Annotated in this window: 15 protein-coding genes and 1 pseudogene; 7 read left to right on the top strand and 9 right to left on the bottom strand. The window is 74.4% G+C overall.

Going from position 1 to position 19,072, the window contains the following annotated elements:
- Positions 1–60 precede the first annotated feature (60 nt).
- The gene (locus tag ACZ66Z_RS27705; RefSeq protein ID WP_469938076.1) at positions 61–774 is read left to right on the top strand and encodes an antibiotic biosynthesis monooxygenase family protein; all 714 of its coding nucleotides are present in this window, start codon (positions 61–63) and stop codon (positions 772–774) included.
- A gap of 12 nt (positions 775–786) precedes the next feature.
- On the opposite strand, the gene ACZ66Z_RS27700 is transcribed toward ACZ66Z_RS27705, so the two are convergent.
- Positions 787–2,655: an endonuclease/exonuclease/phosphatase family protein gene (locus tag ACZ66Z_RS27700; RefSeq protein WP_469938075.1), complete on the bottom strand. Its 1,869-nt coding sequence runs from the start codon at positions 2,653–2,655 to the stop codon at positions 787–789.
- Positions 2,656–2,864: 209 nt separating this feature from the next.
- Here ACZ66Z_RS27700 and ACZ66Z_RS27695 point away from each other — a divergent pair, with 209 nt between their 5' ends.
- The 4 genes from ACZ66Z_RS27695 to ACZ66Z_RS27680 all read left to right on the top strand — a co-directional run bounded on the left by ACZ66Z_RS27695 (position 2,865) and on the right by ACZ66Z_RS27680 (position 8,041).
- On the top strand, positions 2,865–4,337 hold the full coding sequence (locus tag ACZ66Z_RS27695; RefSeq protein ID WP_469938074.1) for a hypothetical protein: 1,473 nt from the start codon (positions 2,865–2,867) through the stop codon (positions 4,335–4,337).
- A gap of 357 nt (positions 4,338–4,694) precedes the next feature.
- Positions 4,695–6,119 (top strand): alkaline phosphatase PhoX, encoded by a 1,425-nt coding sequence (locus ACZ66Z_RS27690; RefSeq protein ID WP_469938073.1) that lies wholly within the window; start codon positions 4,695–4,697, stop codon positions 6,117–6,119.
- 54 nt (positions 6,120–6,173) lie between these two features.
- A complete protein-coding gene (locus ACZ66Z_RS27685) occupies positions 6,174–6,902 on the top strand; it encodes a GntR family transcriptional regulator (protein WP_469938072.1) in 729 nt (242 codons plus the stop codon).
- Positions 6,903–7,024: 122 nt separating this feature from the next.
- Positions 7,025–8,041: a 1-aminocyclopropane-1-carboxylate deaminase gene (locus tag ACZ66Z_RS27680; RefSeq protein WP_469938071.1), complete on the top strand. Its 1,017-nt coding sequence runs from the start codon at positions 7,025–7,027 to the stop codon at positions 8,039–8,041.
- 15 nt (positions 8,042–8,056) lie between these two features.
- Here ACZ66Z_RS27680 and ACZ66Z_RS27675 read toward each other — a convergent pair whose 3' ends face one another.
- Together ACZ66Z_RS27675 and ACZ66Z_RS27670 are read right to left on the bottom strand one after the other, a co-directional pair.
- On the bottom strand, positions 8,057–9,301 hold the full coding sequence (locus tag ACZ66Z_RS27675; protein WP_469938070.1) for a TerD family protein: 1,245 nt from the start codon (positions 9,299–9,301) through the stop codon (positions 8,057–8,059).
- A gap of 36 nt (positions 9,302–9,337) precedes the next feature.
- On the bottom strand, positions 9,338–9,577 hold the full coding sequence (locus ACZ66Z_RS27670) for a hypothetical protein (protein ID WP_469938126.1): 240 nt from the start codon (positions 9,575–9,577) through the stop codon (positions 9,338–9,340).
- A 55-nt stretch (positions 9,578–9,632) separates the two neighbouring features.
- On the opposite strand from ACZ66Z_RS27670, the gene ACZ66Z_RS27665 reads away from it, so the two are divergent.
- Positions 9,633–10,634, top strand: a complete 1,002-nt coding sequence (locus ACZ66Z_RS27665; protein WP_469938069.1) for an AraC family transcriptional regulator — start codon at positions 9,633–9,635, stop codon at positions 10,632–10,634.
- 253 nt (positions 10,635–10,887) lie between these two features.
- Here the strand turns inward: ACZ66Z_RS27665 and ACZ66Z_RS27660 are convergent, their stop codons facing one another.
- Positions 10,888–11,697, bottom strand: a complete 810-nt coding sequence (locus ACZ66Z_RS27660; protein ID WP_469938068.1) for an NAD-dependent epimerase/dehydratase family protein — start codon at positions 11,695–11,697, stop codon at positions 10,888–10,890.
- A gap of 213 nt (positions 11,698–11,910) precedes the next feature.
- Between ACZ66Z_RS27660 and ACZ66Z_RS27655 the strand changes: the two genes are divergently transcribed.
- Positions 11,911–12,846 (top strand): 5-dehydro-4-deoxyglucarate dehydratase, encoded by a 936-nt coding sequence (locus tag ACZ66Z_RS27655; protein ID WP_469938067.1) that lies wholly within the window; start codon positions 11,911–11,913, stop codon positions 12,844–12,846.
- On the opposite strand, the gene ACZ66Z_RS27650 is transcribed toward ACZ66Z_RS27655, so the two are convergent.
- The 5 genes and pseudogenes from ACZ66Z_RS27650 to ACZ66Z_RS27630 form a co-directional block, all read right to left on the bottom strand.
- Positions 12,791–13,063 (bottom strand): hypothetical protein, encoded by a 273-nt coding sequence (locus tag ACZ66Z_RS27650; protein WP_469938125.1) that lies wholly within the window; start codon positions 13,061–13,063, stop codon positions 12,791–12,793. The genes ACZ66Z_RS27655 and ACZ66Z_RS27650 overlap by 56 nt on opposite strands.
- A 124-nt stretch (positions 13,064–13,187) precedes the next feature.
- Positions 13,188–13,373: pseudogene (locus tag ACZ66Z_RS27645) on the bottom strand (GntR family transcriptional regulator); the annotation flags it as partial.
- Positions 13,374–13,517: 144 nt separating this feature from the next.
- Positions 13,518–16,304: a SpoIIE family protein phosphatase gene (locus tag ACZ66Z_RS27640; protein WP_469938066.1), complete on the bottom strand. Its 2,787-nt coding sequence runs from the start codon at positions 16,302–16,304 to the stop codon at positions 13,518–13,520.
- Complete coding sequence (locus ACZ66Z_RS27635; protein WP_469938065.1) at positions 16,301–18,403, bottom strand: SpoIIE family protein phosphatase; 2,103 nt, start codon at positions 18,401–18,403, stop codon at positions 16,301–16,303. Before ACZ66Z_RS27635 ends, ACZ66Z_RS27640 begins: the two co-directional genes overlap by 4 nt.
- Positions 18,404–18,535: 132 nt before the next feature.
- Positions 18,536–18,919, bottom strand: coding sequence for a hypothetical protein (locus ACZ66Z_RS27630; protein WP_469938124.1), 384 nt, complete (start codon positions 18,917–18,919; stop codon positions 18,536–18,538).
- Positions 18,920–19,072 lie beyond the last annotated feature (153 nt).

Here is a 19,072-nt window from a genome sequence, read left to right as displayed (position 1 = left end):
CTCAAGCAGGGTTGAGGGAGGAGGGTCGAGTCGTCCGAATCGAGCAGGAGGAGACATTCCATGAACGCCGTCGCGCACCCCGATGCCCGCCCCGACCTCCACCGCCCCGGCGTCGGCGCCGTCCTCGTCAGCACCTGGAGGGTCGGCACTCCCGAGCGCCGGCGCGCCGCCGTCGAGGCCATCCGGACGGCCTGGGAGAGCCGTGAGTGGCCGGACCTGGGTCTGCTCTCGTACAGCGTCGCCGTCGGCATCGACGAGGACACGCTGCTGCACTACTCGCAGTGGACCGAGCAACAGGCCTACGACGACTTCGTGCGCACCTACCGCGACGACCGGAACGCCGAGATCGACGCCGCCGTGCCCGGCATCGAGCGGGTGGAGCTCCGCCGTTACGGGCCGATCCACCGCTCCACCGTCCGTCGCGCGACGAGCACGGGGGAGCCGCCCGGCGTCGTCGTGGTCGTCGAGGCCGACTTCGACACCACCGGCGCGGGGCACCGGGAGGAGTGGGTGGACGGTGTGTTCGCCGCCCTGGACGAGGACGCGGCGACGCGGCCGGGGGCCGGCGGGATCAGCGGCCAGTTCCATCTGTCCGTCGACGGCGGCCGGGTCCTGAACTACGCCGAGTGGGAGAGCGCGCAGGCCCACGCGGACTGGTCGGCGAACGACGCCCCGCTGAGCGAGGCCTGGAAGCGGGTGCAGCACGACCCGCGGCTCGTGGGCGGCCGGGTGCGGCGGTACACGCCCGCGCTCAGTCTGAGCGCGGGCGTGTGACGGGCCGGGCCGTCAGGGGCGGAAGCGCAGGACCTGCGGGTCGTGGTCGCTGTCCTGGTCGGCGAACTCGGCGTTGATGTGCACGCTGTCGTACTCGAAGTGGTGCACGCCGGGGCTGGTCAGGATCTGGTCGAGGACCTGGCTGTTGCCCTGGTAGACGTACGAGTAGCGCTCGCTGACGGGCAGCGACTTCACGGCCGGGTACAGCACGCCGCCGTCGGTCAGCGCCCGCGCCGTCCCGGAGAACTCGAAGTCGTTGATATCGCCGACCACGAGCACGTCGGCCTGCTTGTCGACCGCGACGATGTCCTTCACGAAGGCGTTGACGGCCTGCGCCTGGAGCAGTCGCTTCGCGTCGGAGGAACGGTTCGGCGGCTGGTGGTGCGAGACGATGGACTCGTCGCCGCCCTTCGAGCCGAAGTGGTTGGCGATCACGAAGACCGTACGGCCGCGGAAGACGAACTCGCCCGCGAGCGGCTTGCGGCTGGCCTCCCAGGCGGCGTTCGCCGGGTCGACGCGGCCGGGGGAGAGGGTCAGCGCGGCGCGGCCCTTGGTGCCCGTGACGGCGGTGGCGGTGGTCGCGTCGCCGCCCGCGCGGTCCGTGAAGGAGACCCGCTCGGGGTTGAAGAGGAAGACCTGGCGGATGTTGCCGCCGGGCTCACCGCCGTCCTTGCCGTTCTCCGGGTCGATCGAGCGCCACTCGTACGCAGGGCCGCCGGCCGCCACGATCGCGTCGGTGAACTTCTTCACCGTCACGTCGGCGGCGACCGTACCGTCGTTCTTGGCGCCGTTGTTGTCCTGGATCTCCTCCAGGGCGACGATGTCGGGCGAGGCGAGGTTCTCGACGACCGCCTTCGCGAGCGCGTCGAACTTCTCCTGCGGGTCGCTCGGGTCGAGGTTCTCGACGTTGTACGTCGCCACGGCCAGCTCGTTCTTGTGCTGCTTGTCCGTGGTCTCGCGCTCCAAGCCCTCGTCGACGACCGTGCCGAGGGTGCGGGCGGTCAGCGTGTAGCCGCCGAACTGGTTGAAGTCGAGCGGGCCCTCGGTGGTGCCGGTCAGCCGGTCGCCCACGTTCGCCTTGGGGAAGGGCTGCTGGGCCAGCGGGGTCAGCGACTGGACCTGGAGCCGGCCGGTGTTCTGGGACTCGTACGAGCCATAGACCGTACCGCCGCGCAGATCGCGGTTCTCCCAGGGCTTCACCGTCACCCAGAGCTCCGCGTACGCGTCGGTGGCGCCGACGATCCGCGAGGAGCCGATCCGGACGTTGGTGCCCTCCAGGGACTCGTAGTAGTCCAGGGCGTACGTCTCGGGGTCCAGGGTCAGGCCGTTGATCGAGCCGCCCGCAGCCGGGTCGCCCTCGGGGGCGTACGCGTCCGGGACCGACCAGGCCGAGATCGTCACCGGGGCCGGGACCGGGTTGCCCCGGGAGACGACCGTGACGACCGGCTTCGAGATCTGGGTCAGCGACTGGTTGCCCGAGTTCAGGCCGCCGGGGACGTACTCGGTGACCGTGCCGTTCAGGCTGACCGCGTCGCCGACGGCGACGGTCGGGACGGAGCTCGTGAAGACGAAGACGCCCTCGCTGGTGGCCGGGTTCGCGTCGGCCTCCGGGTCCTGGATCCAGAATCCACGCGAGCCGTAGGTGCGGACGCCGGTGACGATGCCCGTGACGCCGGTGACCTGCTTGCCGACGAGGGGGGAGACGCGCGTCGTGCCCTGGATGTCGTGGATGCGGACGCCGGCGGCGGTGCCGTCCGCGGCGGCGGCCTCCGCGGTGGTGACCTCCGCGGCGGCGCTCGACGGACCCGCGAGCAGACCGGCGGCGAGGGCGGAGGCGACGACGGCGGAGACCGCGGCGAATCTCGGTATGGACGAAGACATCAGAGGCTCCGAGGGTGCTTGGAGGATCGGCAGATGGATCTACGCGCGTCAATCTCTTGCGGGAGCCCCGTACTTGTCAAGGGTCGACGGATGTACGAAGGCTGACGGATCCGTGAACCGGCGGACGGGGTCCCGGATGCGTCTACCCTGAGGACGCTCGTCGAGTCCCTTTCACCTTCACCCACGCACGTGTCGAGGAGACCCCCCAGATGTCAGCGGAGCACCCCACCCTTCCCCCCGTTCGGCTGCCTGCGGACGCGGAGCTGGCGCGGGACGCCCTGGCCGCCCCCCTCCTCGCCCAGGCGGTACGGCTCGCCCGCTGGGCCGGACCCGGGACCCGGGTCGACGCCGGCGGCGAACTCGTCGACGAGCAGCTCCCCGAGGCCGCCGAGGTCCTGGGCCTCGCCGACGACGAGGACGGGGAGACCTGGGCCGGCGACGCCTGGCGGCTCGCCGTCGACACCGGTCTCGTCGCCGTCGAGGACGGCGAGGACGCCGAGGGGGACGAGGAGGGCGGGGCCGCCGACCTCCCCGGGCGGGCCGGTCCCGGCGAGAACCTCGCGCTGGTCACGGGCGGTTCGCCCCAGGACGTCCTCGGACTCTGGCTGGACGGCTTCGACGCCGTCTTCGCCGACGCCGTGGCGCCCGTCCTCGACGACCTGGACGCGATCCTCGGCGAGGACGGCCGGATCGACGTCGAGGCGCTCGACTGGGACCCCGAGGCCGAGGCCGAGTTCCTGGAGGGCGTCCTCGGCAACCTCTACCTGCTGACCGTCAGCGAGGGCGGTGCCGGCGAAGGCCCCGTGCCGCTGCCCGCGCTCGCCGCGTCGATGGTCGTCCCCGACGACATGGGCGAGCCCACCGACGACGTCCTGGAGCAGGTCTCGGACGCGATGATGCGGCTCGACGAGCAGTTCCGGCTGCTCGAACCGATCGGACTCGTCGAGTACCAGCCCGTCGACGAGGCCCTCATGGTCGAGGAGGGCGAGGAGCCCGCGCCGCCCGTCGACGACGAGGACGTCACCCGCTACGGCATGGTCCGGCTCACCCCGCTCGGGCTCTACGGCGTCCGGGCCCGGATGCTGGAGGCCGGTGTGGACGCGCCCGCGGTCGGCGACCTGACGGAAAAGGGCGCCGACGCGCTCCTCGACGGGATCGCCGGCTACCCGGAGGCCGCGGCCCGCGAGGAGACCGCCGCGTGGCTGGCCGGCCGCGACGCGCTCGGCGCCGCCCGCGAGCTGCTGCACGCGGCCCGGGGCTCCGACGCGGGTTCCCCGCTCCGCCGCCTCCACTGCCAGCAGACGCTCTCCCTCGTGGGCGCCGAGGCGGAGCCCGCCGTCCGGGAGGTCCTGGACGACGCGGAGCTCGGCGGCCTCGCCCGGGTCTGGCTCGCCGAGCACGGCGCGACGGACGTGCCCGCGCCGCCGGAGTCGATGATCTTCTGGTTGGCGATCGACACGATCGCGGCCCAGCTCTCCTCGGAGGGCGACCTCCAGGAGCTCCAGGAGCTCATCGAGGGACTGACCGGCCGTCACGGCGGCTTCTTCGAGGCGGCCTGGCGGGTGGAGCACCCGGCCACGGCGGAGGTCCTGGAGGCGATGGGCCGCCTGCACCGTGACAAGACGGTGGCGAAGGAGGCCCGCAAGGCCGCCTTCAAGGCCCGCTCCCGCTCGGGCTCCTGACCCGGGGCCACGGGACGGGCGGGCCCGCCCGGGGCGACATCCGGGAGTGACGCGCCCCGGCGAGACGGCCCGGGGCGGCGCCCCGCGGGGACGGCCCTCTGGCGGGGCGGTCCCTTGGCGGGGCGGTCCTCTCGGCCGGTCGGTCCTCTCGGCCGGTCGGTCCTCCTGGCGGGGCATCCTCCTGTCGGGGCGTCCCTCCTGGTGGGGCGACCCCTCCGGGAGGGCCGCCCCGGGCGGTGTGTCCGGGGCCCGGGCCGGCGGGTGCCCGGTGGTGTTCCCGTGGTGTTCAGGCGGCGTTCGCGGGGGCGCGGGAGGGTGGCCCGCGAGATCCGGCCACCACAGGGAGACCCCACCACCATGCCGCTCAACCGCAGAGAGTTCACCAAGCAGTCCGCCGCAGCCGGCGCGGGCCTCGCCCTCACCGGAACCGTCAGCGCCCTCGCCACCGCCCCCGAGGCGCTCGCCTCCGACGAGCCGGAGGCGTACGGCGCGGGCCACGGTCACGGGCGGACGCTCGGGTACGGCCCGCTGGTCGCCGACCCCGACGGGATGCTCGCCCTGCCCGAGGGCTTCTCGTACCGCGTCGTCACCCACAGCGGCGTGACGCGCCTGGAGTCCGGCGAGTTCACGCCCTCCAACCACGACGGCACCGCCGCCTTCGCCGGCCCGCGCGGCACCACGTACCTCGTCAACAACCACGAGCTCAAGGGCCCCCGCGCCACGTGGGAGCACCCCGTCCCGCTCACCGAGGGGCTCGTCTACGACCCGGCCGCGGCCGGCGGCTGCACGGTCGTCGAGGTGCACCGCGACGGCACCGTCGCCGAGTGGGTCGGCGTCGCCGGCACCTCCACCAACTGCGCGGGCGGCCGCACCGCCTGGGGCACCTGGCTGACCGGCGAGGAGACCGAGGACCTGGCCGGCAAGAACGGCATGACCAAGGACCACGGCTACATCTTCGAGGTCGACCCGCACGACCGCCGCGCCAACCGCGCCCCGAAGCCGATCAAGGCCTTCGGCCGCTACGCCCACGAGGCCGTCGTCGTCGACCCCAAGCGCGGCCACGCCTACCTGACCGAGGACGCCTCCGGCCCCAACGGGCTGCTCTTCCGCTGGGTCCCGCCGCACGGCTTCGAGCACGGCCGCGGGAAGCTCCGCACCCTCGCCGACGACGCCGGCGTGCTCCAGGCCTTCAAGTGCATCGACTCCTCCGGCCGCTTCGTGGACGACCTGTCCCGCGCCACCCGGATCGGCACCGTCTACGGCGTCGACTGGGTCGACGTCCCCGACCGCGACGCCCGCACCACCTCCGTCCGCAAGCAGTTCACGGACGGCCAGGTCACCCGCGCCCGCAAGCTGGAGGGCATGTGGTGGGCCGACGGCGGCGCCTACGTCGTCTCCTCCTACGCGCGCGAGGAGAGCCCCGGCGCCGCGCACGACGGTCAGGTCTGGTTCTACGACCCGAAGCGCCGCACCCTCACCCTCAAGGTCCTCCTCGGCGTGAACGCGGCCCCGGACGAGGACGGCGCCTTCGACGGCCCCGACAACATCACCGTCTCCCCGTACGGCGGGCTCGTCATCGCCGAGGACGGCGAGGGCGTCCAGCACCTCTTCGGCGCGACCGACTCGGGCCGCACCTACCCCATCGCCCGCAACGACCTCAACGACAGCGAGTTCACCGGCGTCGTCTTCTCGCCCGACGGCGACACGCTGTTCGCCAACATCCAGACCCCGGGCATCATGGTCGCGATCACCGGTCCCTGGCGCCGCCAGCCCCGTCGTTGAGGCCTAAACTGATCTCTGGTCAGCCCCGGGGACTGACATCTAACATGGCAGCCCATGGACGCACTGCGGCCCGTGGGCCGGACCCTGCTGCGTGACCGGGCGTACGAGGCGCTGCGCGAGGCCATCGTCCGCGGCGACCTCGCGCCCGGCGCCTCGCTGAAGGACGCCGATCTCGCCGAACGGCTCGGGCTCTCGCGCGCACCCGTGCGCGAGGCCCTGGCCCGGCTCGGCGACGAGGGGCTCGTCGAGTCCAAGCCGCAGAGCTACACCCGGGTCACCCGGCCGGTCAGCCGGGTCGTCCGGGACGCCGCCTCGGTGGTGCGGGTGATGCACGAGCTCGCCGCCAGGACCGGCGTGCCGCTGCTCGGCCCCGAGGGCATCCGGACCATGCGCGAGGCCAACGAGCGCTTCGCGGCGGCCGTCCGGGCCTCCGACGTGGAGGCCGCCCTGAACGCCGACGACGAGCTCCACCAGGTCCTCGTCGTCGCCAGCGGCAACCACGCCGCCGCCGCCACGATCGCGCGCTACACCCCCCTGATCCGCCGCGTCGAGCGGCGCCTCTTCGGCGACTCCGGGAGCTGCGGATCGGCCGAACTGCACGCCCGGCTCATCGAGGCGTGCGCGGCGGGGGACGCGGAGGAGGCCGTGCGGGTCACCACGGAGATCTGGGCCGCGCTCGAACAGCTCGCGGACGACGCCATCGAGGTGGCCGAGGTGACCGGCATCCCGGCGCCCCCGCCCGCCGGAGCGCCGGTCCAGGGGAGCCCGCCGCCCGTTCCGTAGCACTGTTCCGCAACGCCGGTCGCGCAGCGGCGTTCCGCAGCCGTTCGCGGCGCTGGTCGCGCGGCGCCGTTCCGCAGCACGTCCAGGACCGTCGACCGTCGCCGCATCCACCGGGAGCCGCTTTGCCGATCAACGACTTCGACCGCTACCCGCTCCTCTTCGGGCCCTCCCCGGTCCACCCCCTCGAACGGCTGACGCACCACCTCGGCGGCGCCGCCCTCTGGGCCAAGCGCGAGGACTGCAACTCCGGGGTGGCGTACGGCGGGAACAAGACCCGCAAGCTGGAGTACCTGGTCGCCGACGCGCTCGCCCAGGGCTGCGACACCCTCGTCTCCATCGGCGGGGTCCAGTCCAACCACACCCGCCAGGTCGCCGCCGTCGCCGCCCGCGCCGGACTCGCGTGCGTCCTCGTCCAGGAGAGCTGGGTCGACTGGCCCGACTCCGTCTACGACAAGGTCGGGAACATCCTGATCAGCCGTCTCGCGGGCGCCGACGTGCGCCTGGTGAAGGCCGGTTTCGGCATCGGCTTCAAGGAGAGCTGGGAGCAGGCCCTGCGCGAGGTCGAGGAGCGCGGCGGCAAGCCGTACGCGATCCCGGCGGGCGCCTCCGACCACCGGCTCGGCGGCCTCGGCTTCGCGAACTGGGCCTACGAGGTGGCCGAGCAGGAGCGCGGGCTCGGCGTCTTCTTCGACACGGTCGTCGTCTGCTCGGTGACCGGCTCCACCCAGGCCGGCATGGTCGCGGGCTTCGCCGCGCTCGCCGAGGAGGGCGGCCCGGCCCGGCGGATCATCGGCGTCGACGCCTCCGCGAAGCCCGTCCCGACGCACGAGCAGATCACCCGGATCGCCCGGAACACCGCCGCCCTCATCGGCGTCGAGCGCGAGGTGACGGCGGCCGACGTCGAGCTCGACGAGCGCTACCACGCCGGGGTGTACGGGGTCCCGGACGAGGCCACGCTCGACGCGATGCGGCTGGCCGCCCGCACCGAGGGCATGGTCACCGACCCCGTCTACGAGGGGAAGTCGATGGCGGGTCTGGTCGACCTGGTGGACCGGGGCGAGATCGGCCGGGACTCGACCGTGCTCTACGCCCACCTCGGCGGCCAGCCCGCCCTCAACGCCTACAGCGCGCTGTTCTGAGGGGCGTCCGGCCGCTCAGAGCGCCTGGGCGGCCGGCTTCACCATGCCCCGGACGGTCCGCGACTTCACGAACTCGCCCATCGCCGTCATCTCCCACTCGCCGGAGAACTGCTTGATCAGCTTGGCCATCATCACGCCGGTCTGCGGCTCGGCGGTGGTCAGGTCGAAGCGGACCAGCTCCTCGCCCGTCGCCCCGTCGATGAGCCGGCAGTAGGCCTTGGCGACCTCGGTGAACTTCTGGCCCGAGAAGGAGTTGACCGTGAAGACCAGGCCGGTGGCGTCGGCCGGGAGGCGGCCGAGGTCGACGACGATCACCTCGTCGTCGCCCGCGCCCTCGCCGGTGAGGTTGTCGCCGGAGTGCTTGACCGAGCCGTTCAGGATGGACAGCTTGCCGAAGTAGCAGCTGTCCAGGTGGTTGCGCTGCGGGCCGTACGCGATGACGGAGGCGTCCAGGTCGATGTCCTTGCCCCGGTAGGCGGGCTCCCAGCCGAGGCCCATCTTGACCTGGGAGAGCAGCGGGCGACCGCCCTTGACCAGGGACACCGTCTGGTTCTTCTGGAGGCTGACCCGGCCCTTGTCGAGGTTGATCTTGCCGGTGGGGACGGGGGCGGCGGCCGGGGGAGCGGCCGGGGCCGGCGGGACCGGGGCCGCGACGCGCGGGTCCACCGGGGCGGCGGGCGGCGCGGGCGGCACCGGCGGGGCCGGGGCGGCGGGCGCCGGGGTCACGGGAGCCGCGGGGGCCGGTGCGGCGGCGGGCTCGTCGTCCACCGAGACGCCGAAGTCGGTCGCGATGCCGGCCAGCCCGTTCGCGTACCCCTGGCCCACCGCGCGGGCCTTCCAGGCGCCGTTGCGCAGGTAGATCTCGACGACCACCAGCGCCGTCTCCGTGGCCAGCCGCGGCGGCGTGAACGTGGCGATCACGGCGCCGTCGTCCGCGTTCCGGAGGGTGGCGGTCGGCTCGATGCCCTGGAAGGTCTGGCCCGCGGCGTCCGGGCTGGCCGTGACGACGATCCTCTCGATGCCGGCCGGGAGGGCGCCGGTGTCCACCAGGATCGCGTCGGGCGCGGCCCCGCCGCCGGAGCGGTAGGTGACACCGGGCCCGGTCGGCTGGTTGTAGAAGATGAAGTCGTCGTCCGAGCGCACCTTGCCGTCGGCGCCGAGCAGCAGGCCCGAGACGTCGAGCCGCACGGGGGCGGCCACGTCCACCGCCACGCGCGCGGCGGTGAGAGGAATGTTCGAGCCGGGGGTCATAGCGGTCATGCCAGGGGTAACGATCCGGCCCCCTTTGCCGTTCCCTTACCGGCCACCGGTTCGGCCACCCCGGTGACGCGGGTGACTCCTGGCCTGCCGTTCGTTGCCGAAGCGGTACGAGCCCGTCCAGCGGGCCATCACCAGCTGGGCGTCGCCCGTCTCCACCTCCGCGAGGAACTTCTCGGCCCGGCCGCCGCGCAGCACGCCCGCGGCGCGGCCCTGGTGGGTGAGGACGACGGAGCCGTCGCGGCGCCGCTCGTAGGAGAATCCATGGGGTCGTGGCATGCCGGGCATCCTGCCGTTCCCGGTCAGATCCGTCATGCGAATATTCTTTCGGTTCATGGGAGCTGTGGGGGTCGCGGGCGGCGTGGGGGTGACGGGCGGGAACTCGTTCCGCACGCGGGACGTGGACGAGGCGCGCGAGGAGCTCGACGCGCGCTACTACGCGAACCGCATGGCCGTCGTCGACGGGGAGCGGCGCCCCTTCGCGGCCCGGTTCGACACCGTGTCGCTCGGACCGCTGGTCATCGGCGACCTCAGCTGCGGCGCCGACGTGCGGATGAGCTTCGGCGAGCTCGGCGCGTACCACCTCAACGCGCCGCTGAGCGGGACGATGGAGATGCGCCAGGGCGGCTCCCGGATCGTCGCGACGCCCGCCGAGGCGCTGCTCCTCGACCCGGCCGGGGACACCTTCCTCGACCGCTGGAGCGGGGACTGCCGGGCCCTGTCCGTGAAGGTCGGCGCGGCCGAACTGCGCGACCGCCTCGAACGGCTGACGGGCCGGCCGCCGCGCGGCCCGCTCGTCTTCGCGCCCCGCCTGGACATCACGCGCGGCCCCGGCCTGAGCTGGGTGCGCTTCGCCCGTCAGGTCGCCGCCGAGGCGCTCGCCGGGGAGGGCCTCGTCACGCACGAGCTGGTCGCCGGGCCCCTGCAGGAGGCGCTGCTGAACGGCCTGCTGCTGGCCGCCGAGCATCCGTGGCGGGAGTCGCTCGCCCGTCCGGGGGAGGCGCGGCGGCCGGCCCCGGTCAAGCGCGCCATGGACGCGGTGCGGGAGCGCCCCGAGCACCCCTTCACCACCACCGAACTCGCCGCCCTGGCCCGCGTCAGCGTGCGGCGTCTTCAGGAGTCCTTCCGGGAGTACGTGGGGATGTCCCCGATGGCGTACGTGCGGGAGGTCCGGCTCGACCGGGTCCGCGAGGAGCTGCGGGCGGCCGCGCCGGACGAGGTGAGCGTGAGCGAGGTGGCCTGGCGCTGGGGCTTCGCCCATCAGGGCCGGTTCGCGGCCCGCTACCGGGAGAGGTTCGGGGAGTCGCCGTCCCGGACGCTCCGCGCGGGCCGCTGAGCGGGGAAGGGGCACGTCCGCGCGTGCGTGTGCCCCCGGTGCGTCGACCCACCGCGCAATCCGGACAGGTGCCGCGTTCCGCGGCTCGCGATGATCTTCGACCGGGCCTACGGTGAGCTGGTCAGGTGCGTCGGCGCACCGAGGCCCGGGTCCCGGCCGGCTCCCCCGTATCAGTCCGGCCGGGGCCCGTGTATCCCCTGGTCGGGTCCCGTGCATCCCCTGGTCGGCGCGACCGGGTCCCGCGTGCCCCCGGTCAGTGCGGCCAGCGGGGCGGGTCCACGCAGAAGTGGCCGCCCACGTAGAGGTCGTCGGGGCCGCCCTCGGCCGGGAGGCCCTGCTCGGCGACGACCTTCTCGGCGTGGACCTCCGAGTCGTCCTCCGGCGCGTAGCCGAGCGCCCGGGCCGTGGAGAGGTCCCACCACGCGCGCGTGTTGGCGGAGGAGCCGTACGCGACCGTGTGGGCCACGTCCTCGGCGGTGAGCGCCGCGTGCAGGAGGCGGGCGCAGTCGGCGGGGCTGAGCCACAGCGAGAGCATCCGCACCGAGGTGGGCTCCGGGAGGCAGGAGCCGATGCGCAGGGAGACGGTCTCGATCCCGTGCAGGTCCCAGTAGAGCTGGGCCAGGTCCTCGCCGAAGCACTTGGAGAGGCCGTAGAAGGTGTCGGGCCGGTGCGGGGTGTCGACCGGGAGCGGCGGCTCGCCCCCGCGCGGGCGCCGGGTGAAGCCGACGGCGTGGTTGCTGGAGGCGAAGACCACGCGCCGGACGCCCTCCTCGCGGGCGGCCTCGTAGAGGTGGTGGGTGCCGACGATGTTGGCGGCCACGATCTTCTCGAAGTCGGCCTCCAGGGAGATGCCCGCCAGGTGCACGATCGCGTCGACGCCCCGGACCGCCTCGCGCAGCGCCGCGCGGTCCGCGAGGTCGGCGACGACCGCCTCCGGCGCCCCCGGCACGGGGGCGACGTCCAGGAGGCGCAGCTCGTAACCGTACGGGGGCAGCAGCTCCCGCATCAGCGTGCCGACGCCCCCGGCGGCGCCGGTGAGCAGGACGGTGCGGGGTGCGGTCATGGTGCGGTCTCCTCCGTCGAGCGGCATGCAGATGAGCGGCATTCACAACCGTGGAGACGCTAGGGAGGCGTCCGACGGGGCGTCAAGATCCTTGACCGGGCTGCACAATCGCCTTGACAGGCCGATCGGCGACGCTCCGGCGTGCGTCAGCCGGTGTTCATGCGTATGTATGGAAGTCACGACCGTGCACGACGGACTTCCCTGGGAGCACCCGTGACCACCGCCCCGCTCGCCGGCCGCCTCGACGGCCCGCTGTTCTTCCCCGTCACCGCCTTCGCGCCCGACGGTTCCGTCGACCTCGCCGCCTTCCGCACCCACGTCCGCGCCGGCGTCGACGCCGGCGCCGCGGCCGTGTTCGCCTGCTGCGGCACCGGCGAGTTCCACGCCCTCGTCCCCGAGGAGTTCCGGGACTGCGTCGCCGCCGCCGTCGAGGAGGTCGCCGGCCGCGTCCCCGTCGTCGCCGGCACCGGCTACGGCACCGCGCTCGCCGTCCACTACGCGCGCCTCGCCGAGGGGGCCGGTGCCGACGGGCTCCTCGCCCTGCCCCCCTACCTCGTCGTCCCCGACCAGGCCGGACTGCTCCGCCACTACGCCGAACTCGCCGCCGCCACCTCGCTCGACGTCATCGTCTACCAGCGGGACAACGCGGTCCTCACCCCCGACACCGCCGTCGCCCTCGCCCGCACCGACGGCGTCATCGGCCTCAAGGACGGCCTCGGCGACCTCGGCCTCATGCAGCGGATCGTCAGCGCCGTCCGCGCCGAGGGGCTCGACCTGCTCTGCTTCAACGGTCTGCCGACCGCCGAACTCACCGGCGCGGCCTACCGGGGCATCGGCGTCACCCGCTACTCCTCCGCCGTCTTCTGCTTCGCCCCCGACCTCGCCCTCGCCCACCACCGGGCCCTCGCCTCCGGCGACGACGCCACCGTGAACCTGCTCGTCGACGGCTTCTACCGGCCCCTCGTCGGACTCCGCGAGCTGGGCCGGGGATACGCCGTCTCGCTCGTCAAGGCGGCCGTGCGCAGGAGCGGCCCGGACGTGGGCGAGGTGCGGCCGCCGCTGAGCGAGCCCGCGCCCGAGCACGTCGACGCGCTCATGCTGCTCGTCGAGCGCGGCCGGACCCTGCTCGCGAGGCCGCCCGCCCGGTAGTCGTGCGCACGCGTGTCCGGCACCCCCGCGCCCCGGGGGACGCCCGCCGGTCAGGCCGGGGCCGTGGCGTCCGGCAGGACCGCGAAGAGGTGCTGCGCCGCGGCGCGGGTGTCGGCGACGTGGGCGCGGGCCAGGGCCTCCGCGCCCGCGCCAGGAGCCGCTCCAGGTCCCGCAGCCGGGCGGGGGTCGCGTGCCGGGCGGCGAGCCGCGCGGCCAGGCCCTCCAGGTTCTCCCGTACGTCGAAGAGGTAGGTGCTCGGCGTCCCGCGGGCCGAACCCGGCCACCACCGAGCCCCGGCGCGGCTGCACGGAGAGGAGGCCCTCCGACTCCAGGCGCTGCATCGCCTCGCGCACCGGCACCCGGGAGACCCGCAGCTCGTCGGCGATCTCCCGCTCGACGAGCCGCAGCCCCGCCGGGTGGTCGCCCTCGACGATCCGCTCGCGCAGCTCCCCGTACACCCTTTCCCGCAGGGACGGATGGGCGTCCCCGACGGCGGTGCCGCGGGCGGCGGGGCGGGGGGCGGTCATCGGGAGGGCTCCGGTCGGGAGGCGCGGGGGCGGTGCTTCCCCGATCTTCGCAGACCGGTCGGGAAAGATCCCGAAGAAGGGCTGCGCCCCGTCGTCCGGCATGCGGCATACCGGCTGCCCTGGCGCCGCGCCGCGACCGGTCGTTCACCAGGCCAGGTCCTCCAGGGCGTCCAGGTCCGGTACGGCCATCGCGACCGGTTCGGAGCCGTCCGCGCCCACGCGCAGTTCCGCCCAGATCGTCTTGCCGCGCCGGGCGTACCGCGTGCCCCAGCGCTCCGCGTACTGGGCGACCAGGTAGAGCCCGCGCCCGCCCTCGTCCGTCGTCGCCGCGTGCCGCAGGTGCGGCGAGGTGCTGCTGCCGTCCGAGACCTCGCAGATCAGCGTCCGGTCGTGGAGGAGCCGTACGCGCACCGGATCGGCCCCGTACCGCACCGCGTTCGTGAGCAGCTCGCTGAGGATCAGCTCCGCCGTGAACGCCAGCCCGTCGAGCCCCCACTCCGACAGCTTCGCCGCCGCCGCGTTCCGTACCGGCGACACCGCCGACGGGTCCCGGGGCACCTCCCACTCGGCGATCCGGTCCCGGTCGAGCAACCGGGTCTCCGCCACGAGCAGCGCGATGTCGTCCCGCTGCGTCGGCGAGAGGAGCGTCGCGAGCACGTCCGCACAGGTCTGCTCCGGGCTCCGGCCCGCCTGGGCGAGCGTCGTCCGCAGCAGCCCCAGTCCCGTGTCCACGTCCCGCCCGTGGTCCTCCAGGAGGCCGTCCGTGAACAGCACCAGCTTGCTGCCCTCCGGCAGCCGCAGCTCCGTCGACTCGAAGGGCACGTCGCCCAGGCCGAGCCCCAGCGGCAGCCCCGGCGACAGCTCGGGGAACTCGACCCGCCCGTCGGGAGCGACGAGCGCCGGACCGGGATGGCCCGCGCTCGCCACCGTGCAGAGCCCGGACGCCGGATCGTAGATCGCGTACAGACAGGTCGCGCCGGTGATGCCCTCGTCCCGCCGCCGCGCCTCGCCGCCCGTGCCCTCGCCGTCCCCGTCCTCGATCCGGCCCGTCAGCTCGTCGAGGTGGCCGAGCAGCTCGTCCGGCGGCACGTCCAGGGTCGAGAAGTTGTGCACCGCCGTCCGCAGCCGCCCCATGGTCGCCGCCGCGTGCAGCCCGTGCCCCACCACGTCCCCCACCACGAGCGCCACCCGCGCCCCCGGCAGCGGGATCACGTCGAACCAGTCGCCGCCCACCCCGGCCTTCGCCGGCAGGTACCGGTACGACACCTCCACCGCGCTCTGATCCGGCAGCACCCGGGGCAGCAGGCTCCGCTGGAGCGTCACGGCCATCGCGTGCTCCCGCGTGAACCGGCGCGCGTTGTCGATCGCGACCGCCGCCCGCGCCGCCAGCTCCTCCGCGAACGACAGGTCCTCCTCCCCGAACGGCTCCGGGGTGTCCGCCCGCCAGAAGTTGGCCATCCCGAGGACCACCCCGCGGGCGAGCAGCGGCACCGTGAGGAGCGAGTGCATCCCGTACGCCAGGGCCTGCGCCGCCCCCTCCGGGTCCTGCGCCCGCCAGCCCTCCGCCGCGGCCAGCTCCGGCTCCACCACCGCGTGCCCCGCGTACAGGGCCTTCGCCATCGGGGTGCTGCGGACGTCGAAGCGGACGGTGTCCCCGACCGGCTGGAGCGGCTGGTCGGGCCGCAGCCCGCTCAGCGCCGTCCGCCGCATCTCCGTGGACGCGGCCGCGGGGGGTTCCTCCCCGCGCAGCACCGGTTCGAGCAGCTCCACCGTCGCGAAGTCCGCGAACCGGGGCACCGCCACCTCCGCCAGCTCCTCCGCCGTCCGGACGACCTCCAGCGTCGTCCCGATCCGCACCCCCGCCTCGTACAGCAGTTGCAGCCGGCCGCGGGCCACCGCCGCCCGGCCGGTCACGGCCGCCAGCTCGGTGGTGTCCCGCATCGTCATCACACTGCCGGATTTGGTGCCCTCCGAGAGCGTGGGCCGCACGCTCACCGCGAGCAGCCGGTCGCCCGCCCGGTGCACCTCGTCCGTCGCCGACCGCCCCGACTCCAGGAGCTCGACCGTCCGCGGATCGAGGCCGAGCTCCGAGACGGGCAGCCGCTCCGCCTCCGCCGAGAGGCCGAGCAGCCGCCGCGCCTCGTCGTTGGCGAGCAGCAGCCGGTGGTCGGCGCCCACGATCAGGACCCCTTCCCGGACCGCGTGCAGCACCGCCTCGTGGTGCTCCTTCATCCGGGTCATCTCCGCCGGCCCCAGACCGTGCGTCTGCCGCCGCAGCCGCCGGCTCACCAGGGCCGCCCCGCCCACCGCCGCCACCAGGGCGCCGCCCGCCGCGCCGAGGAGCAGCGGCAGCCGGTCCTGCACCGAGTGCGAGATGCTCTCGACCTCGATGCCGCTGCTGACCAGACCGACGATCCGGCCCTTGTCGTCCACCACCGGGACCACGGCCCGCACGGCGTCGTTGGGGGCGCCCCGGAACAGCTCCGTGTACGACTCGCCGTCCACCGCCGCCCGCGAGAGGTCCCCGGTCGCCTTCTGGCCGATCAGCCCCGGCTGCGCGTCGGTGTACCGCACCCCGGAGGGGCTCAGGACCGCGATGAAGTCCACGCCCGTGGCCCGCCGGGTCGCCTCCGCCCGGCTCTGCAGCTCCGCCGTCGGATCGGGCGAGGTCAGCGCCGTGTCGATGCCGGGCGCGTGGGCGAAGGCCTCCGCGACCGCGAGCGAGCGGATCCGGGCGTCCCGCTCGGTGTCCCGCCGCTCCTGGTGGAACGTCACGAACGCCGCCACCGCGATCACCAGGAGCGCGATCAGCGCCTCCAGGGCGAAGACCTGCCCGGCGACGCTCCGCAGCCCCGTGCCGCGCCCCCCGGCCCGTGTCCGGGCCCGCGCGTGGGTGGGCTCCCGCCCCCTGCTCCGGTCGCCGGCCGTCATCCGGTGCTCCTGGCGATCAGCAGCGCCACGTCGTCCGGGGCCCCCGGTCGGCGCAGCGCCCGCAGGAGCCGGTCGCAGGTCTCCTCCAGCGGCCCGCGGTCCTCGTCGAGGAGGCGTACGAGCAGGTCGAGCCGTTCGTCGATCGCCTCGTGGCGGGTCTCGATCAGACCGTCCGTGTAGAGCACCAGGAGGTCCCCGGGCCGGAACGGCACCCGGGCCGTCCGGAAGGTCCCCCCGCCGACGCCCAGGGGCACCCCCGTCGAGAGCCGCACCAGCTCGGCCGGCCCGTCCGCCGGGACCCGCACGGGCGGCAGATGGCCCGCGTTCGCGATCCGGCACCGCTGCCGCACCGGGTCGTGCACGGCGAAGAGACAGGTCGCGATGTAGTGCTCCAGGCCCGCCGTGATCCGGTCCAGGTGCCGCAGGACCTGGGCCGGGGAGAGATCGAGGTCCGCGAACGCGCAGGTCGCGGTCCGCAGCCGGCCCATCGTCGCCGCCGCGTCGATCCCGCTGCCCATGACGTCCCCGACGACGAGCGCCGTCTTGTCGTCGGGCAGCGCGATCACGTCGTACCAGTCGCCGCCGACCTCGCTCGACGCGTGCGCCGGCTGGTAGCGGGCGGCGACCTCCAGTCCCGTCCGCGCCGGGGGCGCCCCCGGCAGCAGACTCCGCTGGAGCGTCACCGCCGAGTTCCGCACGCTCTGGTACCAGCGCGCGTTGTCGATGCTGACGGCCGCGCGGGCCGCCAGCTCCGTCGCGAGCAGGACGTCGTCCCCGTCGAAGGGCAGCGCGTTGCGGTCCCGCTTGAGGTCCAGTGCGCCCAGCACCTCGCCGCGTGCGATCAGCGGCACCGCCAGGTACGAGTGGACCCCGGCCCGTGCCAGCAGCTCCGCGGCCTCGGGGCTCCGCGCGATCCGCGCCAGGTCGCCCGGGCCCACGTGCTGCACCAGGACCGGCAGGCCGGTGTGCACGCACCGGGTGACCAGCCGGTCCGCGCCGTACATCGCGACCTCCCCGGGCGGGTCCGCCGCGGGCAGCGCCTCCGTGCGGCTCCCGGCCTTCACCGCGAGCGCGCGGAACAGCTCGGGCCCCTCCTCGGGCGCGCCGGGCCTGCGCAGCGCCAGGACGGAGTCGAGGACGTCGACCGCGGCGATGTCCGCGAGCTCCGGCACCACCACCGAGGCCAGTTCGTCCGCCGTCCGCTCCACCTCCAGGGTGGTGCCCACCCGCGCCGAGGCGTCCGCGATGAGCGCGAGCCGCCGTCGGGACCGGTCGGCGTCCGCGTCCGCCCGGTGCCGCTCGGTCACGTCGATCACCGAGGCGGCGACGCCCTGGACGCGACCGTCCGCACCCTCCAGGCGGTAGAAGGAGAGGGACCAGGTGTGCTCCTGCCCCGGGTCCGCCGGGGTCCGGCCCACCACCGAGTGGTCGAGCACGGGCGTCCCCGTCGCCAGCACCCCGCGCAGCGCCGCCTCCATGGCCACGGCGTCGACCTGCGGGAGCATGTCGCCGATCCGCCGGCCGAGGTGCTCCGCGGCCGGGACGCCGTTGATCCGTTCCAGGGCCGGGTTCACCAGGACGTAGCGCAGTTCGGTGTCGAGGACGGCGAGGCCGATCGGCGACTGGGACACCAGCCGGTCGGAGAGCGCGAGCTCGGTCTCGACCCGCTCGACGGCGGCGCCGTCGGCGAGGATCCCCAGCGCGTACAGGTCGCCCAGGTCGTCGGTGAGCCGCATGTTGCGGAACTCCACCCGCCGGACGGAGCCGTCCTTGTGCCGTACGGGAAAGGTGCCCGCCCAGGCCGTGCCGCCGTGCAGCACCTCGCCGAAGAGGCGCATCGCCTCCTCCCGGTGGTCCGCGCCCACGATCAGCTGGGCCACGTAGCGGCCGAGGGCCTCGTCCGCGCGGAACCCGAAGAGGTTCTCCGCCTGCGGGCTCCACAGCACGATCCGGCCGCGGGCGTCCACGACGACCGCCGCGACCCCGAGCACGTCGAGGAGCCCCTTGCCGTCCAGGGGCACACCGACCCGCCCCGTCGTTCCCGGGAAGGAACCGGCCGTCACACTGCCCTCCTCCCGCCGCGCCGTGCTTGTCTCCATGCTCCCCGTCCCCGGGTCCCCCCGCACCGCGAGGCGCCCGTTGTGAGCAGTCGTCCCACGGGGGTGGTACCCGCCCCGCGCCCCCGCATGTGGGCCGGGGGCCGGCGGTCGGGGCGGGCCGCGCGGACCGGTTCATCCGCGCGCGCCCACCCGCTCCTCGTACCGCAGCGCGGCCCCCGTCACCACCGCCCCGAGGCCCTCCCACAGGCCCACGCCGACGAAGCCGGCCGGGGCGCGGCCCGTGACGACCGCGAGGGTGAAGACGGCGCAGGTGAGCAGCCGGAAGGGAACCGTCCACCGGAAGAACGGCTTCCAGTCGGCGAGCGCGGCGAGCACGTAGTACACGCCCATGTTGAGCGCGGCCATCGAGGAGGCCGTCAGGAAGACCAGGGTGTGGTCCCCGTCCGCGCGCCCGCCCTCGGGCACCGGCTCGAAGCCCATGACGGTGAGCAGGGCGTCCGGGGCGACCAGGCCCACCGCCCCCAGGGCGGCGGCGAGCACGCCGAAGACCGCCATGGTCCAGCCGGACAGGGAACGGGGCAGGCGCACGGCGGTCCTCCGTGGGACGGGAGCGGTGGGTCGGGAGAAGGGGGACGGAAGCAGGGGCACACCCGTGATGCGCATGTGTGCGCGCATCACGGGTGTGCCCCTGCATACCGTGCGACGGGG

Source organism: Streptomyces sp. NPDC107498 (genome assembly GCF_055582805.1).
Note: the sequence above shows the minus strand (reverse complement) of the source record. Positions and strands in the feature narration are given on the sequence as shown.